The organism is Actinoplanes sp. NPDC048796, from assembly GCF_040650035.1.
GTDB lineage: Bacteria > Actinomycetota > Actinomycetes > Mycobacteriales > Micromonosporaceae > Actinoplanes.
In genome coordinates, this window is the sequence record NZ_JBEZGO010000005.1 from 454,534 (window position 1) to 478,969 (window position 24,436).

General features: G+C 73.5%; 21 protein-coding genes. 14 read left to right on the plus strand and 7 right to left on the minus strand.

All coding sequences use genetic code 11. The features are described from left to right. The first annotated feature begins 3 nt into the window (after positions 1-3). Positions 4-1,452 carry an aldehyde dehydrogenase (NADP(+)) gene (locus tag AB0C26_RS23800; RefSeq protein ID WP_360251284.1) on the plus strand — a complete coding sequence of 483 codons (1,449 nt, stop codon included), beginning with the start codon at positions 4-6 and terminating at the stop codon, positions 1,450-1,452. Positions 1,453-1,539: 87 nt separating this feature from the next. Next, positions 1,540-2,880: an MFS transporter gene (locus AB0C26_RS23805; protein WP_360251287.1), complete on the plus strand. Its 1,341-nt coding sequence runs from the start codon at positions 1,540-1,542 to the stop codon at positions 2,878-2,880. A gap of 71 nt (positions 2,881-2,951) precedes the next feature. Here the strand turns inward: AB0C26_RS23805 and AB0C26_RS23810 are convergent, their stop codons facing one another. After that, a complete protein-coding gene (locus tag AB0C26_RS23810; protein WP_360251290.1) occupies positions 2,952-3,641 on the minus strand; it encodes a response regulator transcription factor in 690 nt (229 codons plus the stop codon). A 116-nt stretch (positions 3,642-3,757) separates the two neighbouring features. Here AB0C26_RS23810 and AB0C26_RS23815 point away from each other — a divergent pair, with 116 nt between their 5' ends. Further along, positions 3,758-4,918 (plus strand): cytochrome P450, encoded by a 1,161-nt coding sequence (locus AB0C26_RS23815; protein ID WP_360251293.1) that lies wholly within the window; start codon positions 3,758-3,760, stop codon positions 4,916-4,918. A gap of 22 nt (positions 4,919-4,940) precedes the next feature. After that, complete coding sequence (locus AB0C26_RS23820) at positions 4,941-5,672, plus strand: hypothetical protein (RefSeq protein WP_360251296.1); 732 nt, start codon at positions 4,941-4,943, stop codon at positions 5,670-5,672. Here the strand turns inward: AB0C26_RS23820 and AB0C26_RS23825 are convergent. After that, positions 5,632-6,099, minus strand: a complete 468-nt coding sequence (locus AB0C26_RS23825) for a nuclear transport factor 2 family protein (RefSeq protein ID WP_360251299.1) — start codon at positions 6,097-6,099, stop codon at positions 5,632-5,634. The genes AB0C26_RS23820 and AB0C26_RS23825 overlap by 41 nt on opposite strands. Positions 6,100-6,389: 290 nt before the next feature. Between AB0C26_RS23825 and AB0C26_RS23830 the strand changes: the two genes are divergently transcribed. The 4 genes from AB0C26_RS23830 to AB0C26_RS23845 all read left to right on the plus strand — a co-directional run bounded on the left by AB0C26_RS23830 (position 6,390) and on the right by AB0C26_RS23845 (position 8,153). Then, positions 6,390-6,680 (plus strand): cupin domain-containing protein, encoded by a 291-nt coding sequence (locus AB0C26_RS23830; RefSeq protein WP_360251302.1) that lies wholly within the window; start codon positions 6,390-6,392, stop codon positions 6,678-6,680. After that, a complete protein-coding gene (locus AB0C26_RS23835) occupies positions 6,647-6,805 on the plus strand; it encodes a hypothetical protein (RefSeq protein WP_360251305.1) in 159 nt (52 codons plus the stop codon). The genes AB0C26_RS23830 and AB0C26_RS23835 overlap by 34 nt, the downstream gene beginning before the upstream one ends. A 137-nt stretch (positions 6,806-6,942) precedes the next feature. Further along, on the plus strand, positions 6,943-7,410 hold the full coding sequence (locus AB0C26_RS23840; protein ID WP_360251308.1) for a cyclic nucleotide-binding domain-containing protein: 468 nt from the start codon (positions 6,943-6,945) through the stop codon (positions 7,408-7,410). A gap of 362 nt (positions 7,411-7,772) precedes the next feature. Continuing rightward, a complete protein-coding gene (locus AB0C26_RS23845; protein ID WP_360251311.1) occupies positions 7,773-8,153 on the plus strand; it encodes a VOC family protein in 381 nt (126 codons plus the stop codon). Between the two features lie 62 nt (positions 8,154-8,215). Here the strand turns inward: AB0C26_RS23845 and AB0C26_RS23850 are convergent, their stop codons facing one another. Further along, positions 8,216-9,082, minus strand: coding sequence for an EamA family transporter (locus tag AB0C26_RS23850; protein WP_360251314.1), 867 nt, complete (start codon positions 9,080-9,082; stop codon positions 8,216-8,218). A 109-nt stretch (positions 9,083-9,191) separates the two neighbouring features. Between AB0C26_RS23850 and AB0C26_RS23855 the strand changes: the two genes are divergently transcribed. Then, entirely contained in the window at positions 9,192-9,671 is a 480-nt protein-coding gene (locus AB0C26_RS23855) for a MarR family transcriptional regulator (RefSeq protein ID WP_360251317.1), read from the plus strand. Here AB0C26_RS23855 and AB0C26_RS23860 read toward each other — a convergent pair. Further along, positions 9,668-10,519, minus strand: coding sequence for an aldo/keto reductase (locus AB0C26_RS23860; RefSeq protein ID WP_360251320.1), 852 nt, complete (start codon positions 10,517-10,519; stop codon positions 9,668-9,670). The genes AB0C26_RS23855 and AB0C26_RS23860 overlap by 4 nt on opposite strands. A 141-nt stretch (positions 10,520-10,660) precedes the next feature. Between AB0C26_RS23860 and AB0C26_RS23865 the strand changes: the two genes are divergently transcribed. Further along, a complete protein-coding gene (locus AB0C26_RS23865; protein WP_360251323.1) occupies positions 10,661-11,380 on the plus strand; it encodes an L-type lectin-domain containing protein in 720 nt (239 codons plus the stop codon). Positions 11,381-11,419: 39 nt separating this feature from the next. Then, complete coding sequence (locus AB0C26_RS23870) at positions 11,420-12,133, plus strand: enoyl-CoA hydratase/isomerase family protein (protein ID WP_360251326.1); 714 nt, start codon at positions 11,420-11,422, stop codon at positions 12,131-12,133. Here AB0C26_RS23870 and AB0C26_RS23875 read toward each other — a convergent pair. Beyond that, a complete protein-coding gene (locus AB0C26_RS23875; RefSeq protein WP_360251329.1) occupies positions 12,111-12,929 on the minus strand; it encodes a helix-turn-helix transcriptional regulator in 819 nt (272 codons plus the stop codon). The two genes, AB0C26_RS23870 and AB0C26_RS23875, sit on opposite strands and share 23 nt — an antisense overlap. Before the next feature lie 129 nt (positions 12,930-13,058). On the opposite strand from AB0C26_RS23875, the gene AB0C26_RS23880 reads away from it, so the two are divergent. Both AB0C26_RS23880 and AB0C26_RS23885 read left to right on the plus strand, forming a co-directional pair. Further along, positions 13,059-13,892, plus strand: coding sequence for an SDR family oxidoreductase (locus tag AB0C26_RS23880; protein ID WP_360251332.1), 834 nt, complete (start codon positions 13,059-13,061; stop codon positions 13,890-13,892). Then, positions 13,889-14,626, plus strand: coding sequence for an SDR family oxidoreductase (locus AB0C26_RS23885; protein WP_360251335.1), 738 nt, complete (start codon positions 13,889-13,891; stop codon positions 14,624-14,626). The genes AB0C26_RS23880 and AB0C26_RS23885 overlap by 4 nt, the downstream gene beginning before the upstream one ends. Here AB0C26_RS23885 and AB0C26_RS23890 read toward each other — a convergent pair. Continuing rightward, on the minus strand, positions 14,623-17,343 hold the full coding sequence (locus tag AB0C26_RS23890) for an AAA family ATPase (RefSeq protein ID WP_360251338.1): 2,721 nt from the start codon (positions 17,341-17,343) through the stop codon (positions 14,623-14,625). The two genes, AB0C26_RS23885 and AB0C26_RS23890, sit on opposite strands and share 4 nt — an antisense overlap. Positions 17,344-17,421: 78 nt before the next feature. On the opposite strand from AB0C26_RS23890, the gene AB0C26_RS23895 reads away from it, so the two are divergent. Next, complete coding sequence (locus tag AB0C26_RS23895; RefSeq protein ID WP_360251341.1) at positions 17,422-22,497, plus strand: LuxR C-terminal-related transcriptional regulator; 5,076 nt, start codon at positions 17,422-17,424, stop codon at positions 22,495-22,497. Here AB0C26_RS23895 and AB0C26_RS23900 read toward each other — a convergent pair. Beyond that, positions 22,491-24,089, minus strand: a complete 1,599-nt coding sequence (locus AB0C26_RS23900) for a CHASE3 domain-containing protein (RefSeq protein WP_360251344.1) — start codon at positions 24,087-24,089, stop codon at positions 22,491-22,493. The genes AB0C26_RS23895 and AB0C26_RS23900 overlap by 7 nt on opposite strands. Between the last annotated feature and the right edge of the window lie 347 nt (positions 24,090-24,436).

Consider the following 24,436-nt stretch of genomic DNA (forward strand, 5'->3'; position numbering starts at 1 on the left):
CCCATGACTGACGTAATCGGCGCCGCGGTCGCGGCCGACTTCGGCTCCTTCTCACCCCGCGATCGGGGCCGCGCCCTGGTCGCCGTCGCGGACGCGCTCGACGCCGCGGCCGACGAGCTGATTCCCGTGGCCCAGGCCGAGACGGGCCTGGCCGAGGGACGGCTGCGCGGCGAGCTCAAGCGGACAACCGTGCAGCTGAGACTCTTCGCCTCGGTCGCGGCCGCGGGTGAGTTCCTTGACGTACGCATCGACGACGCCGACCCGGAGTTCGTGCTCGGGCCGCGACCCGACCTGCGGCGCTACCGGGTGCCGCTGGGCCCCGTGCTCAACTTCGCGGCGAGCAACTTCCCGTTCGCCTTCTCGGTGCTGGGCGGCGACACGGCCTCGGCCCTGGCAGCCGGATGCGCGGTCGTGGTCAAGGCCCACCCCGGCCACCCGAAGCTCTCCGACCGCACCGCCGAGGTCGCCCGCGCCGCTATCGCCTCCACCGGGCTCCCGGCCGACGCCGTGACCGTCATCCACGGCCAGGACGAGGGCGTGGCCGCACTGCGCGACCCTCGGATCACCGCGGCCACCTTCACCGGATCGGTGGCCGGGGGCCGGGCGCTGGCCCGCATCGCCGCCGAGCGGGACCATCCGATCCCGTTCTACGGCGAGCTCGGCAGCATCAACCCGGTCGTGGTGACGCCCGCCGCCCTGGCCGAGCGGGCCGAACAGATCGCCGCCGGTTTCGCCACCAGCGTCACCAGTTCCGCCGGCCAGCTGTGCACCAAGCCGGGACTCCTCTTCGTTCCCGCCTCCGGCGACTTCGCCCGGCTCGCGGCTGGGGCGTTCGAGGCGGCGGGCCCGCACAGGCTGCTGCACCCGGGCATCGCCGAGGGGTACACACGGCGACGGGACGAGGTGCTGGGCACGCCGGGCGTCACCGTGGTCGTGACCGGTGAGGTCGCTGAGCTCGAGGCCTCGCCGACGCTGGTCGAGACCGATGTGGCGACGCTGATCGCGCATCGGGACACCCTGCTGGACGAGGCTTTCGGGCCGCTGTCGGTGGTCGTCCGCTACGAACCGGGTGGAGCGCTCGCGGCCGAACTGGCCGGGCTGGTCGAGGGGTCCCTGGCGGCCGGCGTGCACACCGGCGCGGGCGAGGACTCGCCGTGGCTGCGCGATCTGGTCGCGCTCCTGAGCGACCGGTCGGGCCGGCTTCTCTTCAACGGGTGGCCGACCGGGGTGGCGGTGACTCCGGCCCAGCAGCATGGCGGTCCGTGGCCGGCCACCACCAACCCGACCACCACGTCGGTCGGCACGGCGGCGATCGACCGGTTCCTGCGTCCGGTCACCTATCAGGACTGTCCGCCGGAGCTGCTGCCGGAGCCGCTGCGCGACGACAATCCCTGGCACGTCCCGCAGCATCGCTCCCCCGCCGGGGAATCCGCGCGCTGGGGCGAGATCTGACGGGGGTCTGCACCTGCGGACATCGCGGGTTGCCCGTGACGGGAAGGAGCCTGGGCGGTAGGTGATCATCCGCGCTTCGGTAGGTGGATGACTGACGTTCGGCAATCGCGTAACTCCGCCCGCGACCGGGTGGCATACGCGGGCGTCATCATGGCGGCGACCGTGGTGGCGTTCGCGGCGGGGGCGGGAAGCCCGCTCTTCGTGCTCTACCAGAGGGAATGGGGGTTTCCGGACTGGGAGTTGACCGCGGCGTTCACCGTCTACGCCGTAGCGCTGCTGGCCACGCTGCTCATCGCCGGGTCACTGTCCGACCACATCGGGCGGCGGCGGGTGGTGACCGGCGCGCTGATCCTGATGCTGGTCGCCTCGGGCCTGTTTCTCGCGGCCGACGGCATCGGATGGGTGATCGCGGCGCGGGTCGTGCAGGGGTTGGCCACCGGTGCCGCCACCAGCACGTTCACGGCGATGATCGTGGAGCTGGCGCCGGACGCGGGCAAGCGGACGGCGACGCTGATCAGCAGCGCGGCGCCGGTCGGCGGGCTGGCGCTGGGCGCGTTCGGAGCGGGTGTCGCGGTGCAGGTGAGCGACCGGCCGACCGTGGTGGTGTTCGGGTCGTTGACCGTGGTCTTCGTGCTGGGCATCGCGGCGGTGCTGTTGGCCCGTGAGACCGCCACGCCACGGCCCCACGCGCTGGCCTCGCTGCGGCCCCGGCTGGCCGTGCCGCGGCGGGCCGCGGGCGAGTTCGCCGCGGCCGCTCCGCTGTTGGCGGCCGCGTGGAGCCTGTCCGGCCTGTTCCTCGGGCTCGCCCCGTCGATCGACCACGGCATCTTCGGCGTCGACAGCGGCACGGTCAACGGGCTCGTCGTCGCCCTGCAGCCCACGTCGTCCGCGATCGCCGGGCTAGCGCTCGGCGGCATCCCGACCCGCCGGCGGGCCGTACTCGGCAGCGCCCTGGTCCTCGCCGGTGTCGTCGTGGCCGCCATCGGCGCGGTGACCGGAACGCTCGTCGTCTTCGGCCTCGGCGCCGTCATCGGCGGCATCGGGTTCGGCAGCGGGTTCGCCGCCACGCTGCAGATTCTCGGTCCGCTGGCCCGCGAACACGAACGGGGCGGGCTGTTCTCCGCGGTCTACCTGGTGAACTACCTGGCCTACGGCGTGCCCGCACTGATCGCCGGTCTCGTCGTCGACCGGGCCGGCCTGAGCGCCACCGTCGTCGGCTATGCCGCGGTCACCGCCGCACTGGCCACGGTCGCCCTCCTCGTGCAGACGGCCCGCGCGCGGACAGCCTCACCCGCTCCGACCGTCCACGCACCCGACTCGACCCGAGGCGGAGGACGATCCGGTCGCGTTGGTGGAGGAAACACGCCCGCACCGGATACGACCTCGCCCGAGACCACGAGCGAGTGCGCGACGAGGCCCGGCCGGTGAAGGCGCTGTGGTCCACGACGACAAGAGCCGGGTCCGAGCCCGGACCGCGCCCCTGCGGAGCAGACGCGCAGTCAGATGACTCCGAAGCGCATGGCGTGGGCGATTATGTGGGAGCGGTTGCGCAAGGACAAGCGGCGGAGGATGCCGCTGATCACTGCTTTCACCGTTCGTTCGGAGCAGTTCAGGTGGGCGCCGATCTCGGTTGTTTCCCAGCCCTCGGCCATGAGGCGGATCACCTCCACCTCGCGTGGGCGCAAGCCTGAGGCGGCTCTGCCGGACTCGTCGAGGACGTCGCTCTGCAATTGGCGTACGTGGGTCATCAGGTCGCCTGCCAAGCCCGGCGGGAGGACGGCGCCGCCTCCGACCGCGGTGTGGATGCTGCCGGACAGGCGGTCGGTGGTTACGGCGGCTACAGGGAGGACGCTCACCACCCGGCACTCGACGGCGGCGAGCAGCTCTTCGCGGGTGATCTCCTCCACGATCAGGACCACCGGGCGGCGGGTTTCGACCGAGGAGCGGCGCAAGGCGGGGATCACCCGGCCGTCCACCCGGGCGGCGGCGAAGACCAGCACATCGGCCGTGGCGCCGTCGCCGTCGACGATGTGGAGACCGGGGACGAGCCCGAGCAGCCGGGACAGGCCGGCCAGGCTCAGCGGATCGGTGGCACGCAGAGCGACCGTGATCGCTGCCGGGGCAAGGCCGGCAATCGGTGTCGCGGCCAGGGGCGTGATCGTTGTGGGGGCAAGGGCGGTTGTCTCCATGGGCAAAAGCGTGCGCCGGGGACGTGGCGGGACCATGCGTCGTTCGACCGGTCGGCGGTGAGGGCCGGTATTGTCGGGACTGTTGATTGATGAGCTTGGATGGAAGAGGAGAGTTCATGACGTCGCATGTTCGGGTCGATCTCGGCGATCCCGCGTTTCATGCCGATCCCCATCCGTTCTACGCTCGGCTGCGCCGCGAGGATCCGGTGCATTGGGTACGGCTTCCCGATGGAACCGGCGCCTGGCTGGTCACCAGGTATGAGGACGCAAGGCACGCGTTGAGTGATCCGCGCCTGTCCAAGCAGTACCCGGCGGTCGGGCTCCCGGCGGTCAGCCGGCACATGCTCGCCGCGGATCCGCCCGACCACACGCGGCTGCGCCGGCTGGTGTCGGCGGCCTTCACCGCGCGCCGCGTCGAGGCTCTGCGCCCGCGGATCGAGGAGATCACGGCCGGCCTCCTCGACGAGATGAATGGTGGCGGGGAGGTTGATCTGATTGACGCCTTTGCGTTTCCGCTTCCCATTCAGGTGATCTGTGAGCTGCTGGGGGTGCCGGCCGGCGATCGGGACGCCTTCCGGGAGTGGACCACCGCCATCGTCGGCGGGCCGCAGCCTGGGGTCGATCACGCGGGGGCGGTGCTCGCCTTGATCGCCTACATCCAGGATCTGCTCGGTCGGCGGCGCCACCAGGGCGGCGACGACCTCCTCGCGGCGCTTCTCGACGTTCGTGAGGAAGGGGACCGGCTCAGCGAGGACGAACTCACCTCGATGGTGTTCCTGCTGCTCATCGCCGGGCACGAAACCACCGTCAATCTGATCGGCAACGGGGCCTGGCTGCTGCTCAGCGACCGTCAGCGGTGGGAACGGCTGGTCGCCGAGCCCTCGCTGCTGCCGGCGGCGATCGAGGAGATGCTGCGGTTCGAGGCGCCCGTCGAGACCGCCACCTTCCGGATCGCCGTCACCGATCTGACCATCGGCGACCAGCATGTCGCGGCCGGCGATCAGGTCGTGGTCGGGCTGTTGGCGGCCAACCGCGACGAGCGTTTCCCGGCGCCGGACGACATGGTGCTCGATCGGGACAACAACGCGCATCTGGCCTTCGGGCACGGCATCCACTATTGCCTGGGTGCGCCGCTGGCCCGGCTGGAAGGCCAGGTCGCCTTCACCCGGCTGATCGAGCGCTTCCCCGATCTGCGGCTGGCGCCGGAAGCCCGGCCCGACTGGCGGCCGGGGCTGCTTCTGCGCGGGCTGCGGGAATTGCCCGTACGGCTGTCTTGAACCGCGGTTTCACAATCGGGGCATGGGCTGGTGGGGACGGGCGGATTGCCCGGTACGCGAAGTGGAGCGGGACTGGATCGAGACGTCGCTGGACTGGATGATCGGCCAGTTCGGCCGCGAGCGGCTGCTCGGGACGGTGGTGCTGCCCACCGACGAGTTCTTCCCGGGGGTCTACCGGGGAAGCCGGGACGACATCCGGGCGGTGTTCCGCCGGGTCAGCGCGCACATGGGAGTCGACCCGGCGGCCATCGACCTCGAGCATGACGCCGACGAGGAGGACGACGCGCTGGCGGCGTCCGTGCCGCTGAACCGGCAGTGGCAGGTGGCGGCCGGGCATCACCGCGTCCGGGACGGGCGGTCGGTCATCGGCATCCGCGACGACAAGGCGGCCGAGCCGATGGCCCTGGTCGCGACCATCGCGCACGAGCTGGGTCACGCGCTCCTGCTCAACGACGCCGGCACGGTCCGGATCGACCCCGAGCGCGAGGATCACGAGCCGCTGACCGACCTGCTCACGGTCTTCTTCGGGCTGGGCATCTTCACGGCCAACGCCGCCTTCGAGTTCAACCGGCACGAGACCGGCTACCGCACGTCGCGGCTGGGCTATCTGACCGAGCCGATGTACGGGTACGCGCTGGCCCGGTACGCGTGGCTGCGCGGCGAGCCGGATCCGATGTGGGCGCGATGCCTGGACACCAACCCACGGGCGTACCTCAAGCGGGGTCTTCGGTATCTGAGCCGGAACCCGGTGTGACGCCGCGGGCCAGGGCGGCCAGCGTGGCGTGATCGATGCGATGGGTCAGCGCGTCGGCGTGGCGGTGCAGGAGCAGCCATCGGCCCTCGACCCGCCGGAAGGCCAGGGTCACGCGCAGCGACCAGTCCTGGTTCAGGCCGCCGATGCGGCCGTGCTGGTGCTCGATCAGGACCACCACGGCCAGGTCGCCCGAGTGGTGGGCGGCCACGATCTCCGTCTCCACCTCGCCGCCCTGGAACCACTCGGCGATGCCCGCCGCCGCCTCGTCGGTCAGGGTCGCGCCGTGGTCGACCGCACCGCCGTACGGGGACATCAGGGTGTAATCACCAGCGTGCGGAAGCAGGTCGGCATAGCCGCGCGCGTCACCCTGGATCAGGCAGCTGGCCGCCGCGGACACTCGGTCGAGCAGGGGCGCGAGATCGGTCATCGGGCCATGGTGACCGCCGCCGCGCCGAAGCGCCGCCGGGTAGGCGACAACCGGCGGCCGACTACCTGACCAGGGTGGCCAGCAGGCCGAGGTTGAGCAGGATGACCAGGGCGCCGGCCAGCCAGGCGGCGGCCGTCGTGATCCGGCGTCAACCCCGACCCCAGCTCGGGCCGGATCGGTGCAGAGCCTGAGCGCCGGCGAGTTCCCCCTGCTGTCTGCGCGGCGCCGCCCTGATCACGGTCTTCGACAACGGCAGCCAGTACCACCGGTTCACCATCAGCGAGGGGCAGATGTTCTACGTCCCGTCGGGGGCGCTGCACACCGTCGAGGTGATCGGCGACGAGTTCGACGTGGAGGCCATGTCGGCCCCGGTCGCCTCGTCCGAGGGCTGGGCCAAGACCGCCCGCAAGCAGTTCTGGCCGGTGCTGGACAACGTGGCCATGTACTCGCTGAAGATCGCCGACAGCGGGATGCGGGAGCCGCACTGGCACCCGGAGACGGCCGAGATGGGCTACATCGCCCAGGGCACGGGCCGGACGACCAGCCGATGCCCCGCGACATCGGCTACCGCGCGGCCCTGAGCGCCCTACGCCCGGAGACGGTCGCGGCCGCCTTCGAGATCGCGCCCGAGGACGTGCCGGCGCTGCCGTTCACCCCGGCCGACCCGCTGATCGTGGGCCGGGTCAACCAGGTCGACCGGGGATGAACGGTCAGGCGCCCTCGTACGCCCGAATGATCGTCTGATCGATCGAACTGCCGCCGGCGGCGCCGGCGGAACTGCATTTCGATTCAACGGTCCCTTCGGCCCTACTGGAAGGCGGCCGGCCGGACGAGCCTGAAGCCATGACCACACTGTCCGTCTTCGATCTGCTCGCCCTGCACGACTTCGCGGCCGACATGCCGGCGCACTGGATGCACCGGCTGTCGTGGGCGGGCCGTCCGGTCTACCGCGCGTCGGGCCACCGGCTGTGCCGCGAGGACGGCCCGGCCGACCGGTTCTGGCTGATCCACTCGGGCACCGTCGCGATCGACCTGTTCGTGCCCGGCCGCGGCGACGTCACCATCGAACGTCTCGGTCCCGGCTCGGTGGTCGGCTGGTCGTGGCTGCTGCCACCCTGCCGCTGGCGTTTCGGGGCGGTCGTCGCCGAGGACATCCGCGCGGTCGAGCTCGACGCCGTACGCGTCCACAAGCTCATGTCCGAGGACCCGGACCTGGCCCGCGACCTGAGCCGGCGGTTCCTCGCCGTCACCGGCGACCGCCTGGCCGCCGCCCGCCACCGCCTGGTCGAGCTCTACGCGGTAGCCCCGTAACCGCCGTCCGCGTAGGCCCGCGTTACCAGCGGGTCGGGAATGTACGGGGATGCTCGCCGCGGGGTTGGAGGCGGAGCGCACGCGGGCGAGCTCGACGATGACGGGCGTCGACTGGTGGTGCGTAAAGGTCACGCCCGGCCGCGGCAGGTGCTACCAGTGCCGGCGCGGAGGAAGCGATTAGGCCCTCGGATTCTGGACCGCGCTGCCGGCGCCCGACCGACGGCGGGATCCTCCAGAATTGCCTGTCGTTCGGTTCGCCGGGCCGTCAGGAGGCCCGGGTAGGGTCCTAAGCGTGTTCCCACGGCAGGAGCCCACGAGCTCCGCAGCCGCCCCGGGCGTTCTCACGTTGAGAGGTTTCGTCAATGGCATGCCGCATCAGTGAGCTCGTACTCGATTGCCACGACCCCGAGTTGCTGGCGCGGTTCTGGTGCGAGGTCCTGGACTTCGTCGTGCTCGACCGCGAAGAGGACGGCAGTCTCGAGATCGGGCCCCGCGACGGGTTCGGCGGCCCGCAGCCGACGATCATCCTCAGCCGCAGCGACGAGCCGGCGAGGGGAAAGCCCCGGCTGCACATCGACGTCAACGCCACCGACCGCGATCAGGACGCCGAGCTCGAACGCCTCCTGAAGCTCGGAGCGCGCCCGGCCGACATCGGCCAGACCGGCGAGGAGCCATGGCACGTTCTCGCCGACCCCGAAGGCAATGAATTCTGCCTGCTCAAGCCTCGCCTCGATCCGCTCTGACCAACGCTGTTTCGAGAATTGCTCCCGCTCCGCGAGTCAAGGCCGCGAGTCAAGGCCGCGTGTCAGGGCGGGGTTTGCGGGCTCGGTTCGGTGGGCCGGGCTTCGTGGCTGCTTCGCACGAGTGCTGCTCCGGCCACGCTGACCAGGACCAGCGCCAGGATCGGGACGGGGCCCAGCCGCTGGCCCAGGATCAGGCGGCCGGCGAGGGCGGCGGCCGCCGGCTGCAGGCTCATCAGCACTCCGAAGACGCGGGTGGGCAGGTCGCGCAGGGCGATCAGTTCCAGCGCGTACGGGATGACGCCCGCCAGCAACGCCACGATGACCGCGCCGCCGAGCAGCCGGGGCTGGGCGAAGGCCCGTACCGCCCCGGTGAAACCGAACGGCAGCACCAGCAGCGCGGCGACCGCGAACGACACCGCCAGCCCGCCCACTCCGGGCACCGCCGCGCCGAGCCGGGCGCTGAAGACGATGTACCCGGCCCCGCACGCCCCGGCGGCCAAGGCGAGCGCCAGCCCCGCCATCGGCACCTCCGCGCCGGCCCGCAACCCGAGCAACGCGACCCCGGCCCCGGCCGTGAGGGCGCACACCAGGTCGGCCACCCGTCGCGTCTGCGCCAGCGCGAGGATGAGCGGCCCGGCGAACGACGCGGTGACCACGATTCCTTGCGGCGCTGTCCGCAACGCCAGGTAGGACAGCAGAGTCAGCCCGGCCGCGAACACGCCGAGCAGCACCGCGGCCCGCCACGCCGCGCCCGTCCACCGCCACACCCGCGGCCGCACGGCCACGGCCAGGACGAGCGCCGCGAACCCCATCCGCCAGGCCAGGGTCCCGGCCGGGCCCAGCTCGCCGAAGAGCGTGCGGGCGACCGCCGAACCGGACTGGGCCGACGCGACCGACGCCACCACCAGCAGCCCGGGCACCGTCCTCATGGCGCCGACGGTAGGGCGCCACGAGGACGGGGTGGAACGAAGTCGTACCGTCAGGCGACGACGGTCATGTAGGTTGTAGCAACAACTAATTTCGTGGGATGATGTGGTCATGGACACACGATGGCTGACCCCCGACGAGCTGAACGCCTGGGTTCGCCTGGCCGCCGTGCTCGAGCTGCTGCCCGGGGTGCTGGAGAGTCAGCTGCGCCGCGACGCCGACCTCGGGCACTTCGAGTACTACGTGCTCGCCATGCTCTCCGAGGCCGACGAGAAGACACTGCGGATGACGGCGCTGGCCCGGATGACCAACGCCACCCTCCCCCGGCTCTCGCACGTCGTGCAGCGTCTGGAGGCGCGCGGCTTCGTCGAGCGTTTCCCCTGCCCGGAAGACCGGCGCGCCACCAACGCCCGGCTCACCGGCGCCGGCTGGGAGAAGGTCGAGGCGAGCGCGCCGGGCCACGTCGCCACCGCCCGGGAGTACGTCGTCGACGCCCTCACCCCGGAGCAGATCACGCAGCTCAGTGAGATCACCGGCGCGATACTCACCCGCCTCGACCCGGGCGGCCACTTCGCCGCCCGCCGTACCTAGACAAGGGCCTGGAACTCGTCGTCGGTCAGCTGAATGTCGGCCGCCGCGCAGTTCTCCTCGAGATGCGCCACCGACGAGGTGCCCGGGATCGGCACCATCACCGGCGAGCGGCGCAGCAGCCAGGCCAGCGCCAGCTGGCCGGTCGTCGTGCCCGGGTGGGCCGCCGCGACCTCGTCCAGCGGGCCGCCCGGACGGGCCAGCGCGCCCGCGTCGACCGGCGCCCACGGAATGAAGGCGATGCCCTGCTCGGTGCAGTAGTCGAGCAGTTCCTCGGCCCGGCGGTCGCCCAGGTTGTAGCGGTTCTGCACCGAGGCGACCGGCACCCCGAACTCCTGCGCCTGCTTGACGTCCTCGACCGTCACCTCGGACAGGCCGACCTGCTTGGCCAGGCCCTCGTCGAGGAACCAGCGAAGCACCTCGAACTGCTCCTCGCGCGGCGTGTTCGGGTCGATGCGGTGCAGCTGCCACAGGTCGATCTGCTCCACGCCCAGGCGCCGCAGCGACAGCTGCATGCACTGTCGCAGGTACTCGGCGCGGCCCAGGGCGACCCACACGCCCGGCCCGGTCCGCGCGAAGCCGCCCTTCGTCGCGATGGCCACGTCGCCGTAGCCCTTGCCGTCGTGCAGAGCCTCCCGGATCAGATTTTCCGAGACCTCCGGGCCGTACGAGTCGGCGGTGTCGATGAAGGTGACGCCGAGCTCCACCGAGCGGCGCAACACCCGTACCGCCTCGCCGGGGTCGGCCGGCGGGCCCCAGATGCCCGGCCCGGTGATCCGCATGGCCCCGTACCCGAGCCGGTGGACCGTTTTGCCGCCCAGCTCGATAGTGCCGCTTCCGGCGACGCTCATCATGTGCTCCTCGAAGTCTGCTGAGATCCCCAACCTATGCCGGCGCAAACACCAGCCGCGAATGCGCCGATTCCGCGTACGCGGGCCGTTGCCCCGACCTACGTTGAGCCCGTCAACACCGCTCTTATGGAGGACGGAACAATGTCCCAGCCTGTCTATCGCAAGCGGCTGACGGGCGGTCTGCTGGCCGTCGCGGCGTCCCTGGCCACCGTCGCCGTGGCCGCGCCCGCCCAGGCCGCCGCGGGTGACTTCCCGTTCAGCGACTTCAGCCTCAACGGGTCGGCCAGCTTCGTGTCGGCCAGCGACTCGCCCAGCTCCGTGCTGCGCCTGACCGGCGGCGGCTACCGGCAGGCCGGTTCCGCCTGGGGTGGCGAGCAGATCGATCTGACCCGCTCCTTCGAGACCAGTTTCCGCGTGCACCTGCGCGGCAACGCCCCGGGCGCCGACGGCGTCGCCTTCCTCGTGCAGGGGGTCGGCCCGCGCGCCCTCGGCGGCTGGGGCGGCGGCCTCGGCTACCGCGGCATCCGCCCGAGCGTGGCGGTCGAGCTCGACGACTTCCGCAACGCGGGCGACGCCGACGCCAACCACGCCGGGGTCGTGCTGCGCGGCAACCCGGACTACCACCTGTCCGCCGCCCCGGTCGCCCCGCCGTTGTTCGGCTCGCCGGTCGACGTCCGGGTCGGCTACGACGCCGGAGCCCACAACCTGACCGTCGACGTCGGCGGCCGCCGGCTGATCAGCACCGGCGTGGACCTCGCGGCCGAGGTCGGCGCCGGCCGGGCGTGGGTGGGTTTCACCGGCGCGACCGGCAGCACGTCGTCGACCCAGGAGATCCTCGACTGGAATCTCTCAGTCGGCTGACTCATGGCGGGCCCGGCCCCCGCTCCTAGCGTCGACGCCATGACGTGGAACGCTTCCGAGCGAGGGCCGGTCGCCCTGCTCACCTTCGACAACCCGCCGGACGGCCTGATGAGCTTCGCCGGCCTCCTCGAGCTGGGCGATCTGCTCGAGACGTACGCCGAGAAGCCCGCCGACATCAAGCTGATCGTTCTCACCGGCGGCGCTCCGGGCCTGTTCATCAACCACGCCGACCTGGCCGAACTCGCCAAGCTGGGCGCGGGCACCGCCACCGAGCGGGAGCGCGGGGCCTGGAGCCGCGCGCTGCGCCTGCTGGAGGAGATCCCGCAGCCGGCCATCGCGGCCATCGACGGCCTGGCCTCCGGCGGCGGCCACGAACTGGCCCTGGCCTGCACCCTGCGGGTGGGCTCGCCCGACGCCCGGCTCCAGCAGCCCGAGGTGCCGGCCGGTTTCATCCCGGGTGGCGGCGGAAGCGTACGGCTCCCCCGCCTCATCGGTCCCGGCCTGGCCGCCGACGTCATCCTGACCGGTCGCGAGGTCGGCGCCTCGGAGGCGCTGCGGGTGGGCTGGCTGAGCCGTGTCTTCTCCGGCTCCGACTTCCTGACCGAGGTTCTGGCCTGGGCGGACTCCATCGCCGCGGCCCCGGCGCCGGCCCTGGCCGCCGCCAAGAAGTCGATAGTTCAGGGCAGCCGCCTGCCGTTCGGCGCGGCCCAGGCCCAGGAACGGGAGCTGTTCAGCGGCGTTCTGGCTCGTTAGCCAGCAGCGCGAGGGCGTCGGCGGCCGGGCTGCCCGGCTCGGCGTGGTACATCACCAGTTGAAGGCCGTCGCTGCCGATGACCGCCAGCTTCTCCCGGCGCAGACGCATCTCGCCGACGCGCGGGTGGTGGATGACGCCGGTGTCGCTGCCGCCGCGGTGGATGTCGTGCCGGGCCCACAGCTTGCGGAACTGCTCGCTCTTGAGCGACAGCTCGCCGATCAGCGACTGCAGGCGCGGGTCGTCGGTGTCGGTGCCCATCTCGGCCCGCAGCTGCGCCACCACGTTCCCGATGTTCTCGTCGAGGTCGGGGTGGGCCAGCCGGGCCGACGGGTCGGTGAAGAGCACGATGAGGCGGTTGGTGCCGGGCCGCATCAGCGGCGACAGCTCGGCCGCCAGCGGATTGGCGGCCAGCACGTCCCGGTAGCGGTTGACCACGAACGCGGGCACGTTCAGCGTGCCCAGCAGCATCGCGATCCCGTCCGGCACGCGGTCGGCGGCCTTCGCGGCCCGGCGCCGGCTCTTAGGCCGGGCCAGGTCGAGGAGGTACGCGGCTCCCTCGGCGTCGAGTTGCAGGACGCGGGCCAGCGCCTCGACGACCTGGGCCGACGGCGTACGGTCGCGGCCCTGTTCCAAGCGCAGGTAATACTCCGCGCTGATCCCGGCCAGCATCGCCACCTCCTCGCGGCGCAGCCCCGGCACCCGCCGCAGCCCGCCGCCGGGCAGGCCCACCTCGCGCGGCGTCACCAGTTCCCGGCGTGCCCTCAGAAAGTCACCCAGCGCGTTGTCCGTAGCCATGATCCCCACGATACGAAGCACCGGGGCCGGGTGCCTGTCCCCGCCACTACCAGGAACAACTCTGTCTGCCACCGCACCGCCGAACACCGGACAGTGGTGTTCAGGCAACAACGACTGAAGGAGAACGACGTGAAGACCTGGTTCATCACCGGCGTCAACAGCGGCTTCGGCCGCCAGATGACCGAGCAGCTGCTCGCCCGCGGCGAGCGCGTCGCCGGCACCATCCGCAAAGCCGGCTCGGTCGACGACCTCAAGGACAAGTACGGCGAGCAGTTCTGGGTCGCCAACCTCGACGTCACCGACCTGCCCGGGGTCCGTGCGACCGTCGACCGCGCCTTCGCCGAGCTCGGCCGCATCGACGTCATCGTCAACAACGCCGGCTACGGCCTGTTCGGCGCCGCCGAGGAACTGACCGACGAGCAGGTCATCGGCCAGATCAACACCAACCTGCTCGGCTCCATCGCCGTGGTCCGGGCGGCCCTGCCGCACCTGCGGGCCCAGGGCGGCGGCCGGGTCATCCAGATCTCCACGTACGGCGGTCAGGCCACCAACCCGGGCGCGTCGCTCTACCACGCCGGCAAGTGGGGCATCGAGGGCTTCATCGAGGGCACGGCTCGTGACGTGGCCCCGTTCGGGATCGAGATGACCATCGTCGAGCCCGGTGGCGCCCGCACCGAGTTCCGGTTCGACAGCCTGCAACTGGCCACCCCGCTCGAGGCGTACGACAACACGCCCGCCGCGATGGTCCGCGGGGCCAAGGACCGCAGCCGTCCCCCGCTGGGCGACCCGGCGAAGATGGCCGCCCGCATCATCGAGAGCGCCGGCCAGTCCCCGGCCCCGCTGCGCCTCGTGCTCGGCTCGGACGCGTACAAGTTCGTGACCAGCGCCCTGCGCGAGCGCCTGGCCCAGATCGAGCCGCAGGAGGCGCTGGCCGCCTCCACCGACTGGACCGACGAGCAGTGACCGACCTGTCGGGAAAGGTGGCCCTGGTCACCGGCTCGGCGCGGGGTATCGGACGGGCCGTCGCCCTCCGGTACGCCGCGCTCGGGGCCGACGTCGTGATCAACTACGCGCACGGGGCCGAGGCCGCCGAAGAGACCCGCGCCGCCGCCACGGCGCTGGGAGTCCGTGCCGAGGCGGTGCGGGCCGACGTGTCAGTGGTCGACGACGTACGGCGGCTCTTCGCCGGCCGGCGCCCCGACATCGTGGTGGTGAACGCCGGCCTGGAGCACACCGGGCTGCCGGTCGCCGACTTCACCGAGGAACAGTTCGATCGCATGTTCGCGGTCAACACCAAGGGTGCCTTCTTCACCATGCAGGAAGCGGCCCGGCACGTCGCCGACTCCGGCCGCATCATCTACGTCAGCTCCAGCACGACCGGCTACCCCATGCCCGGCTACGCCCTGCACGGCGGCAGCAAGGTGGCGCCCGAATATCTGGTCCGGGTGCTGGCGCACGAGATCGGCCACCGCGGCGTCACGGTGAACGGCATCCTGCCCACCGCCACCGAGGGCGCCGGCCTGCACACGAGCGCCGGGCCGGACGCGCCGATCCGCGCGTTCCTGCGCGACTTCAACCCGACGGGCCGGATGGGCACGGCCGACGACGTGGCCGACGTGGCCGAGTTCTTCGCCGGCCCGCTCTCGTCCTTCGTCAGCGGCCAGCTGCTCACGGTCTCGGGCGGGGCGATCGCTTAAGCGAGGGCCGCCTGAAGTTGCGTACGGCTCGTGACGCCCAGCTTCGGGAACGCCTTGTAAAGGTGTACGCCGACCGTGCGCGGCGACAGGTACATCTGGTCGGCGATCTCCCGGTTGGTGAGGCCGGCCGCGGCGAGACGAGCGACCTGGCTCTCCTGCGGGGTCAGCTGAGCCGTCCGTACGGACGGGGTCCGCTCCGCCTCGTCGGCGGCGCCGGCCGCGCGCAGCTCCAGGGAGGCGCGCTCGGCCGGCCAGGCCGCGCCGGCGCGGGCGAACTCGCGCAGCGCCGCCGCGAGCAGGTCCCGGGCCGGGGCGATGCGCCGGCGGCGGCGCAGCCATTCCCCGTACGCGAGCCGGCTGCGGGCCAGCTCGAACGTGTTTCCCGACGCCTCGGCGCGGGCGATCGACAGGGTGTGGTCCTCCTCGGCGCCGTCGCCGTCGGTCACCAGCGCCCGGGCCCGGTGCACGATGGCCCACAGGTGGTCGGAGCCGAGGGCGGCGGCCTGCTCGGCCGCCTCGGCGCACAGCCGGCGGGCCTGCTCGGCGTGGCCGCCGCGTACCCCGGCCTCGGCCACGTCGGACAGCGCCCACAGGCCGGTCGACGGGTGCGCGGCCACGCCGGCCAGCTCGAGCCAGGCGTCACCGGGCCGCCCGGCCCGCAGCGCCAGCAGGCCGGCCGCCCACGACTCGCGGGCGGTGATCAGGGCGTACGGCTCATGCCGGCGGTAGCGCACGCTGTCGGCCAGGCGCTGCTCGGCGGCCTCCCGGTCGTCGCGCCAGGCGTGGGCGAGCGCGGAGACCGCCGCCGCCACTCCGGCCACGCGAGTCAGGCCGCTGCCCTCGGCGAGCCGCAAAGCCTGCTCCGTGTCGGCCAGCCCGGCGTCCAGGTCGCCCCGCAGCACGTGGATCATCCCGCGGCCGTTGAGGGCGTACGCCTCGTCGCCCAGCGAGCTGGCCGCGCTGTGGTACTCCCGGTAGATCTCCCAGCAGGACCAGGCCAGATCCAGGTCCTGCAGCGACTCGGAGCAGCGGGCGAAGATCGGCAGGAGGCGGCTGGTGCCGACCGCCCGCTCGGTGTCCTTGGCGAACGCCGCTTCCCGGGCCGAGCTCAGCATCGCCGTCAGCCGCGGGCGCACGGCCGGCCCGTACGCGGCCGGGTCGACCATGGCGAGCATCATGTCGCGCTGCCACAGACCCTCGGCGACCAGATCGAGCACGGCCGCCCGCAGCCGGCCGGCGGTCTCCGCCGAGCCGTCCATGTTCCACCACTGCCCGACGGCCGCGGTGAGGAACCGGATCCGGGCCACGGTGTCCTCCGGGCCGTCGCCGAGGGAGGCGGCGAGACGGATGGAGGCCTCGACATTGCGTACGGGCGTGCCGAACGTCATGGCCAGCAACCGTTCGACAGTGGCCAGCCCGGCCACGTCGTGCGGCGTCGCGGCGATCGGCAGAGCCTCGGTCAGCAGCGCGTACGACTGCTCGGGCAGACCGGCCTGCCGGGCCACCTCGGCGCCGGTGGTGAGCCGGCGGGCCCGGTCCTCGAGCGTCGGCGACAGTACGGCGGCCCGGCGCAGGGCGGCGACGGCCTCGGGCAGGGTGCCGCGTTTCTGCGACAGCGCGGAGGCGGTCTCCAACTCGCGCGCCACGGTCTCGTCCGGCTGCAAGGTGGCGGCGGCCCGGTGCCAGGCGGCACGGACGGGGTCGGCCACCACCTCGGCCAGATGGTTGTGCGCGGCGGCCCGCTCGGTCGTGGTGGCGGCGCCGTAGACGGCGGAGCGGACCAGCGGATGGTCGAAGGCCAGGCGGTCGCCGCTGAGCCGGACCAGCCGGTTGCGCTCCAGCGGCTGCAGGTCGCCGGGCCCGGCCCCGGCCCGCCGGCCCGCCTCCACGATCTCGGGCACGGTGCCGCGCTCGTCGTTCGCGGCGGCGATCAGCAGCAGGGCACGGCTCGCGGCCGGCAGCGCGGCCAGATCACCGAGCAGGGCCCGTTCGAGCCGGCGGCTCACCGGCAGGCGCTCGGCGTCCTCGGCCCACGGCAGCCGGTCCGCCTCGGCGGCGAACTCCCGCAGGGCCAGCGGGTTGCCGCCCGCCTCGGCCAGCACCCGCTCGCGCAGCGCGTCGCCCAGCTCGGGCGCGGTCGCGGTCAGCAGCCGTACGGCCGCGTCGGCGCCGAGCGGTGCCAGCGTCATCGTGGTCGCGCCCGGCAGCCCGGCCGGCAGCAGCCCGGTCCGGGCCGTGGCCAGCATCATGATCGGAGCGTCGCCCCGATGCCCGGCCACGAAGGTGACGGCGGCCCGGCTGGACGGGTCGAGCCACGGCAGATCCTCGACGACCAGCAGCAGACCCCGGTCCCCGGCCGCCGCCTCGAGCAGGCCGAGCGTGGCCAGCCCGACCAGCAGCGGATCGGGCCGCGGTCCCTCCGACACGCCGAGCGCGCTCAGCAGCGCCGCCCGCTGACGCTCCGGCAGGTCACCGGCCGTACCCAGAATCGGGTCGAGCAGTTCGAACAGCCCGGTGTAGCCGACCGGCGCCGGCCCCTCGACCCCGACACCCAGCAGCACCGGCAGGCCACGCCGCTCGGCCTCGTCCATGACGGCGTCGACCACCGTCGTCTTGCCCACACCGGCGTCGCCCTCGAGCACGACTACCCGCCCACCCGAGCGCGCGTCATCCAGGACACCGGCGAGAAACGCCAGCTCAGTCTCGCGTCCGATCATCGCGGGAGAGTCTATTCCGGTACGCGGACCGGTCGGATGACGTATGCCGGTGACCGGCGGCGCAGGCACCATGGAACGGTGTTAGTGGGCCGGGAGCGAGAGTCGGGCCAGCTGGCCGCCCTCGTGACGGGCCTGACTCGCCGCGGCGGCGCGGTAGCGATCACCGGCGACCCCGGCTCGGGCCGCACCACCATGCTCAACCATGTGGCCCACCTGGCCGAGGAGGCCGGCCACACGGTCGTCCGCTTCCCCGACCGGCCCGCCATCGACCGCCGCCACCCGACGGTGGTGCTGGCCGACAACCCGGGCCGCCTGGCGGAGCCGGACCGGGAGGCGCTGGCCGGCCTGGCCCGCCGAGCCCGCACCGCTCCCCTGCTCGTGGTGACCGCCGGCTCCCCGGCGGACGAGACCGTGACGTGGGCGGCCACTTCGGTACCGCTCGGCCCGTTACCACCGGAAGCGGCCGACGCGCTGCTGGCCGCCCTCCCCCGGGAAACGGCCCGCCGAATAGCGGAGAAGGCGCGGGGCAACCCGCTGGCGCTGACCGAACTGGCCTTGACCGAACTGGCCCTGACCGGCGAGCCGCTGGCCCTGACCGACCGGCTGCGGGCCAGCCTGCTCGCCGAGGTGCCGGAGGACGCGCGTCCCCTGCTGGCCCTGCTCGCCTGCGGGGAACATCACGAACTGCCCGAGCTGGCGGCGGCCGCGCTCCGCCTCGGCCTGGACCTCGGCGGTCTCGGCCCGGCCGAACGCGCCGGCGTGGTCACGGTCATCGGCGACACCGTCCGGGTGCGGCTGCCGCTGGTCCGGGAGGCGCTCTACGAGGCGGCAGCCCCAGCGGAGCGGCGGGCCGCCCACGAGGCACTGGCCGCCACCACGCTCGACGACGCCGCCGCGGCGTGGCATCGCTCGGTAGCCGCCCATGACACCGGAGCCGACGACGGCGACCTCGAGGTTGCCGCGGGGCGGGCGGCGGCCCGGGGCTCACTGGCGAGTGCGGTACGGCTGTTGCGCCGCGCGGCCGCGCTCGCCGCCGGCTCTCGGGCCCGGGGCCGCTGCCTCGCCCAGGCGGCGGAGCTGGCCCGGCAGGCGGGCGAGACGTCTCAGGCCCGGGCGCTGGCCGAGCAGGCCGTCGCGGCCTCGCCGCCGGCCGCCGTACGGGAACGGATTGAACTGACGCTGGCGGAGCTCCGGCTCGGCGCAGGTGTGAGCGAGGCCGTCCTGGGCGAATTGCTCAGCGATCCGAGCCCCACGGCCGCCGCGCTGGCTCACGACCATGAGCTGCCGCCCGCGGAACGGGCGGCCCTGCTCCGGGCGCTACCCGCCGACGCGATGAGCCGGGCCTGGATCGATCCGCTCGCCGTCCCCGAGCCCGTGCGCCGGCGTCCGGCCCGCACGGTCGCCGAGTTCCGGGACCGCACCTCCAACGGCCGAACCGGCGACGGCCGCGCGGTTCACGAGCTGACCGCGGCCGCGCGCGCCGCCGGGGCACTGCACGACGTCCGGACGGCCGCGCAGTGCTGGGACCTGCTCGCCGATCCCTCTCTCGCGGCTCCGGGAGCCACCGCCGACGAGGCCGCTCGGCTGGCCGGCGGGGGCGTGACCAGAGTTCTGACCGGCCGCCTGCACGACGCGGTGCCCCGCTCGGGCCGGGCCGCCCGGCTCGCCGCCCGGGCCGGGCTGCCGGCCCTGGGCGACCTCGCCACCGCCGGCCGGGCGCTGGCCGAGGCCTGGACCTCGACCGCCCGTACGCCGGCGCTCCTGGTGAACCAAGCGCCCACCGCGGCGGCGCGGGCGATCCAGCGGTGGGCTCTCGGGCTGGTGGCACTTCGGGAGCGGCGGTACGACCAGGCGTGGGAGGCGCTGCACGCGGTGGGCGTTCACCGGGACACCGCCTGGAACGCGGTCGCCGATCTGGCCGAGGCGGCCGTGGGGAGCGGTCGTCCGGGGGCGGTGGCCCTCGCCGATCAGCGGGTGGCCGAGGTGGCTCACGCCGCTCGGGTCCTTGATTCCGACCACCTCCGGGCGGTGGCCTCGCGGGGCCGGGCTCTGCTGGACGAGCGCGGCGCCGAACCGCACTACCGTGACTCTCTCGCGGCCGGGCGCCGGGCCGGCACTCCGCTTGAGCTTGCCCGGACCCTGCTGGCGTACGGCCACTGGTTGCGCCGTCGAGGCCGTGTCGTGGCCGCCCGGGAGCACCTCGGCGAGGCCCGGTTCGTGTTCCAGCGGGCCGGCGCCCGGCCCTGGGCCGAGCTGGCCGCGGCCGAGCTGCGCGCGGCCGGTGTGGCTTCCGGTGCCCGCGAGGATGTCGTGGCCGGCGACGGCGTGCTCAGCCCGCAGGAGCTGCGGATCGCGCGGCTCGCCGCGGAGGGCATGACGAACAAGGAGATCGCGGCGCGTCTTCAGTGTGCGCCGCGCACCGTGGCCGCGTACCTCCGTGCCGTCTTCCCCAAGCTCTCCGTCACCCGCCGGTCGCTGCTGCGGGAGCGGCTAGGTGAAGTTCCGCCGTACGTCCATTCGACTTATGACGACGGTCCGCTTCCCTCCGAGGCTCGTCCTCGTGGCTCGTTCGAGCCGCGACGACCAGCACGCAGGGGGCGAACAATGCGCGACACCGGATCGTGGCCGGACTCGGGACTTCTGGGCCGGGACGGCGCCTGGGAGCCCGTCACCCGCGTCCTCGCGGCCGGCCGTGGGGCCACTGTCGCCGTGGTCGCCGACTCCGGGCTCGGCACGTCGGCTTTCCTCACCGCGGTGGCGAGAGCCGCCGTGGCCAAGGGTTTCCGCGTGCTGCGCACGGCCGGGCACCGCGACGAGAAGGACTACGAGGGCGCGGCCCTGCAGGCGCTTCTCTGCCCCCGGCGCGGCCTGCCCGGGCCCGACCCGCTGGCCGGCGCGGAAAGTCTGCTGTCGGCCGGCGCCGGGCCGCTGCTCGTGGTCGTCGACGACCTGCACGAGTGCGACGAGCTGTCGAGCCGGGTGCTGCGCGAGCTGACCCGCCGGCGGTTCGACCGGCCCGTCGTGTTCCTGTTCGGGGTGCGCCGCCGGCACGCCCCGCGTCTCGTGCCCGCCGGGGCCCACGTCGTCGACCTGGAGCCGCTGTCGAAGGCCGACGCCGCCCGGCTGCTGGCGCCCCAGCCGGACGCCGGCGGGAGCCTGAGCCGGCTGGCGCTGCTGAGCCGGGCCCAGGGCAAGCCCCGGGCCGTCGTCGAGCTGGCCGCCGCCTTCGCCGGCGCGTCCGCCACGGAGGTTCTCCGGCCGCCGGTGGCCCTGATCGAGCCGCTTCGGCAGCGGTTCGCGGCGCGGTTCGCGGCGCTGAAGCCGGAGACGCTGCTGCTGGCCCGTCATGTCAGCGCGCGGCTCGCCGACGAGGACGTGCCCGTGGTGCTGGCCGCCGCGGGCACGTCACGCGCCGCGCTGGACGACGCCGTCGAGGCCGAAATCCTCGAGACGGACGGCGCCCAGGTACGTTTCGCCGACCCGCTCGCCCAGGTGGCGGTCTACTTCTCGTGCCCGGCCGGCGAACGGGCCGAGCTGCACCGCCGTCTCGCCGGCGCGCTGCCACCCCACGCCCGCGCCCCGCACCTGGCCGCCGCCGCGACCGGGCCGGACGAGCAGATCGCGGCCGGGCTGGAGCGGGCCGGCGCCGAGGCCCTGCGGAGCGGGCGCCGCACCGAGCACGCCCTCGCGCTCGCCTGGGCCGCCGACCTGTCCCCGGCCGGGCACGACGCGGCCCGCCGCTACGCCGACGCGGCCGTCGGGGCCAGCTGGCTCGGCCAGACCCGCTGGGCGCTCGATCTGCACGCCGCGGCGGCGGCACAGGGACATCCGGAGGCCGTCTCCGAGGAGGCCGCCGTCGAGACCGTACTCGCGCTGTGCCGGGGCGGGCACCAGCGGGAGGCGATGGACCAGCTCCTGCTCAACGCCCGCAAGCATCCGGCCCGGCCCGAGGCGCTGGTCACCGCCGCCGCCTTCATCGCCCAACTGTCCGGTCTGGAGCAACACCGGGCACTCGTACGGGACCTCGGCCCGGTGCCGGCCCCGTCCGACGCCGAGCCGGTGGTGGACCGGCGGTCGGCGCTGCGGGCCCTGCGGCGTGCCGAGACGGCCGAACTCGCCGACGACACGGCGACCGCCATCGCCCTCCGGCAGGGGCTGCTCGACTGGCTGCGCGGCTTCGAGGGCGCGGCCGGCCTGGCCGAGCTGTGCCTGCCGCTGACCGGGGCCCTGATCGACGCCGGCCGCTGGGCCGAGGCCGACGCCGTGCTCGACGAGGCGCGGGAACTGTGCGACGGCGCCGACCTGCCGCTGCTGGAGGCCGAGGTGATCGCGCTGCGGGCCGTGCTGGCCGGCCGCCGCGGCGACGCCGGGGCGGCCCGGGAGCTGCTGCGCACGCTGCCGCACCGCATCGACCTGCGCGAGAACGGCCGGCTGGCCAAGTGGGTGCAGCAGGCGCTCGGCGTCGCCGCCTTCGCCGACGGGGACCACGAGCAGGCGTACTGGCACCTGCGGACGCTGTTCCAGGCCGACGGCCGTCCCCGCTATCCCGACCCGTCCGGCTCGGCCCTGCTCAGCTACGCCATGGCCGCGGTCTGGACGGGACGGACGGCGGAGGCGGCCCGGGCGCTCGAGGCGTGCGAGGGGCCGGACGGCCCGCGCCGGACGCTGGTCCGGGCGCACGTGCGGGCCCTGGTCGGCACCGACGGCGACAGCTTCCACGCCGCCGTCGAGGACCCGGCGGGCGAGGCCTGGCCGTACGAGCGGGCTCTGGCCAATGTGCAGTACGGCACGTGGCTGCGCCGCGAGCGGCGGGTGCGCGAGGCCCGCCGGCACCTCACCGCCGCCCTGACCGCCCTGGAGGAGATGGGCGCGGCCGGGATGGCCGAGGTGGCCCGCACGGAGCTGCGCGCGGCCGGCGGCGCCGTGGCCGAGCCGGAGCTGCCGGAGCCGGCGGCCGCGAAGCTGAGCACGCTCAGCCCGCAGCAGCGGCACGTCGTCCTGCTGGCCGCCCGCGGCATGCCCAACCGTGAGATCGCGACCCGCCTGCGCCTGTCGCCGCGCACGGTCGGCACCCACCTCTACAACGCCTACCCGAAACTGGGCGTCGGCGGCCGCCGCGAGCTGGGCGGGGTCCTCGCCGCGGGTCATCAGTAGCGGAAGCCGTTGACGATCGAGGTCATGTCGCCGGCCAGGCGGCTCAGATCGGCCGCCGCGCGCTGCGTCGCCGCCGCCCCGTCGGCGGTCGAGGAGGCCACCCGGGACACCTGCGAGACCGTGGCGGCCACATCGCCGCTCGCCCCGGCCGCACCGGCGACCGTACGGCTCATCTCCCCGGTCGTCGCCGTCTGCTCCTCGACCGCCGAGGCGATGGTCGTGGTGTAGTCGCCGATCCGCTGGATCACGTCGGTGATCTCGCCGATGGCCCGGGCCGCCGAGTCGCTCGAGCCCTGGATCGCCCCGATCCGGCTGGTGATCTCCTCGGTCGCCTTGGCGGTCTGCTGGGCCAGGTCCTTGACCTCCCCGGCCACCACGGCGAAGCCCTTGCCCAGCTCACCGGCGCGGGCGGCCTCGATGGTGGCGTTGAGCGCCAGCAGGTTGGTCTGCTCGGCGATGCTGGTGATCAGCCGGACCACGTCGCCGACCTCGGTGCTGGCCGCACCCAGCTCGGCGACCTGCCGGGTGGTGTTCTCGGCGACCGCCATTCCCTGCTGGGCGATCTCAGCGGCCTGGGCGGCGTTGCTGGCGATCTCGCCGATCGACGCGCTCATCTGCTCAGCCCCGGCCGCGATGGACTGCACGCCCGTGCTGACCTCCTCGCTGGCCGAGGTGGCGCTGGTGGCCTGCTGGGCGACGTCGGCCGCGCCGGCCTCGAGCCGCGCGCTGATCGACGAGAGCTCGCGGGCCGAGCCACTGAGTGTGCCCGCCGCCTCCTTCATCCGGCCGCCGATGGTCTCCCGCAACCGGGCGCCGGCCGCGTTCAGCGAGGTCGCCATCACGGCCAGCTCGTCGGTGGTGCGGATCGGGACGGAGACCGTGAGGTCGCCGTCCTCCAGACCCCGCAACGCTGTCGTGACCTCGTGCACGGGCCGGGCGATGCGCCGCGACAGCACAGTGCCGGCCACACCCATCAGCACCAGCAGAGCGCCGGTGCCGAACAGGATGACCGACCGGACCATTCCGGCCGAGGACGAGGCGGACGACGTACGCTGCGCGAGCAGCGTCCGTTCCGCGTTGTCCATGGCGCTGAGCACGGTCCGGATGTCGTCCATGACCGCCTTGCCCTTGTCGGTCAGCACCACCTGGAGCGCCGCCCGGAAGCCGCCGGCACCGGCCCGCAGGTCGATGGTCTCCTTCAGTTCGTCGAGCTTGGACTGCACGAGAGGGGCCAGCGCGTCCAGGCGTTGCTGCTGGGCCGGGTTGTCCGCGGTCATCGTCCGCAAGGTCTGCTGTTCGGTGGCCAGGTCGCCTCGTGCCGCCTCGTAGGGGGCCAGATAGTCCCGCTTGCCCGTGATGAGGAAGCCCCGCTGCCCGGTCTCGGCGTCCTTGAGGCTGGAGGAGATCGCCTCGATCCGGGCCAGGACCTGATAGGTGTGGTCGACCATCTCGCTGGTGGTGCGCAGCGACCCTACCGACCGGAACGACACGGCCGAGATGACCAGCAGGCAGAGCCCCACGCCGATCAACAGGGCGGAGATCTTCCGGGACAGGGTCCATCGCAGCCGGGGCGACGTCGTCGTCGTTTCCATGCCAAGCGCTTTCCACGACATTGGGCCGGTGGCCGGGCAGGCGCGCCCGCCCTCCGCACGGGTGACCCCGCCGTCGCCCGCACATGACCGTTCGGCACGAATCCCGGTCGGCTGAGGGCCGGAAATGATCGCTATCGTGGTGCGAATGACGGAGCCCCGCCGGATCGGCCGCCATGAGATCCGGTCACGGACCGGGTCGACCCGGCCGAGCGGCCCACCGCCCACGAACTGCTCGACCTGCTGCTGAAGGGCACCACCGCGGACGTACGGCCGGACCTGCGCAGCGCCGCCGAAGCCGCCCGCCGAACCGCTCCCCCTCGCCGCCGTCGTCGCCTGCCCCGGCTCGC

Coding starts and splice junctions, on each gene's coding strand:
- AB0C26_RS23855 (WP_360251317.1), top strand. CDS start 9,192: ATGGACACACGATGGCTGACCCCCGACGAGCTGAACGCCTGGGTTCGC.
- AB0C26_RS23840 (WP_360251308.1), top strand. CDS start 6,943: ATGACCACACTGTCCGTCTTCGATCTGCTCGCCCTGCACGACTTCGCG.
- AB0C26_RS23800 (WP_360251284.1), top strand. CDS start 4: ATGACTGACGTAATCGGCGCCGCGGTCGCGGCCGACTTCGGCTCCTTC.
- AB0C26_RS23815 (WP_360251293.1), top strand. CDS start 3,758: ATGACGTCGCATGTTCGGGTCGATCTCGGCGATCCCGCGTTTCATGCC.
- AB0C26_RS23890 (WP_360251338.1), bottom strand. CDS start 17,343: ATGATCGGACGCGAGACTGAGCTGGCGTTTCTCGCCGGTGTCCTGGAT.
- AB0C26_RS23830 (WP_360251302.1), top strand. CDS start 6,390: ATGTTCTACGTCCCGTCGGGGGCGCTGCACACCGTCGAGGTGATCGGC.
- AB0C26_RS23870 (WP_360251326.1), top strand. CDS start 11,420: ATGACGTGGAACGCTTCCGAGCGAGGGCCGGTCGCCCTGCTCACCTTC.
- AB0C26_RS23875 (WP_360251329.1), bottom strand. CDS start 12,929: ATGGCTACGGACAACGCGCTGGGTGACTTTCTGAGGGCACGCCGGGAA.
- AB0C26_RS23845 (WP_360251311.1), top strand. CDS start 7,773: ATGGCATGCCGCATCAGTGAGCTCGTACTCGATTGCCACGACCCCGAG.
- AB0C26_RS23865 (WP_360251323.1), top strand. CDS start 10,661: ATGTCCCAGCCTGTCTATCGCAAGCGGCTGACGGGCGGTCTGCTGGCC.
- AB0C26_RS23835 (WP_360251305.1), top strand. CDS start 6,647: ATGCCCCGCGACATCGGCTACCGCGCGGCCCTGAGCGCCCTACGCCCG.
- AB0C26_RS23860 (WP_360251320.1), bottom strand. CDS start 10,519: ATGAGCGTCGCCGGAAGCGGCACTATCGAGCTGGGCGGCAAAACGGTC.
- AB0C26_RS23805 (WP_360251287.1), top strand. CDS start 1,540: ATGACTGACGTTCGGCAATCGCGTAACTCCGCCCGCGACCGGGTGGCA.
- AB0C26_RS23825 (WP_360251299.1), bottom strand. CDS start 6,099: ATGACCGATCTCGCGCCCCTGCTCGACCGAGTGTCCGCGGCGGCCAGC.
- AB0C26_RS23820 (WP_360251296.1), top strand. CDS start 4,941: ATGGGCTGGTGGGGACGGGCGGATTGCCCGGTACGCGAAGTGGAGCGG.
- AB0C26_RS23900 (WP_360251344.1), bottom strand. CDS start 24,089: ATGGAAACGACGACGACGTCGCCCCGGCTGCGATGGACCCTGTCCCGG.
- AB0C26_RS23810 (WP_360251290.1), bottom strand. CDS start 3,641: ATGGAGACAACCGCCCTTGCCCCCACAACGATCACGCCCCTGGCCGCG.
- AB0C26_RS23850 (WP_360251314.1), bottom strand. CDS start 9,082: ATGAGGACGGTGCCCGGGCTGCTGGTGGTGGCGTCGGTCGCGTCGGCC.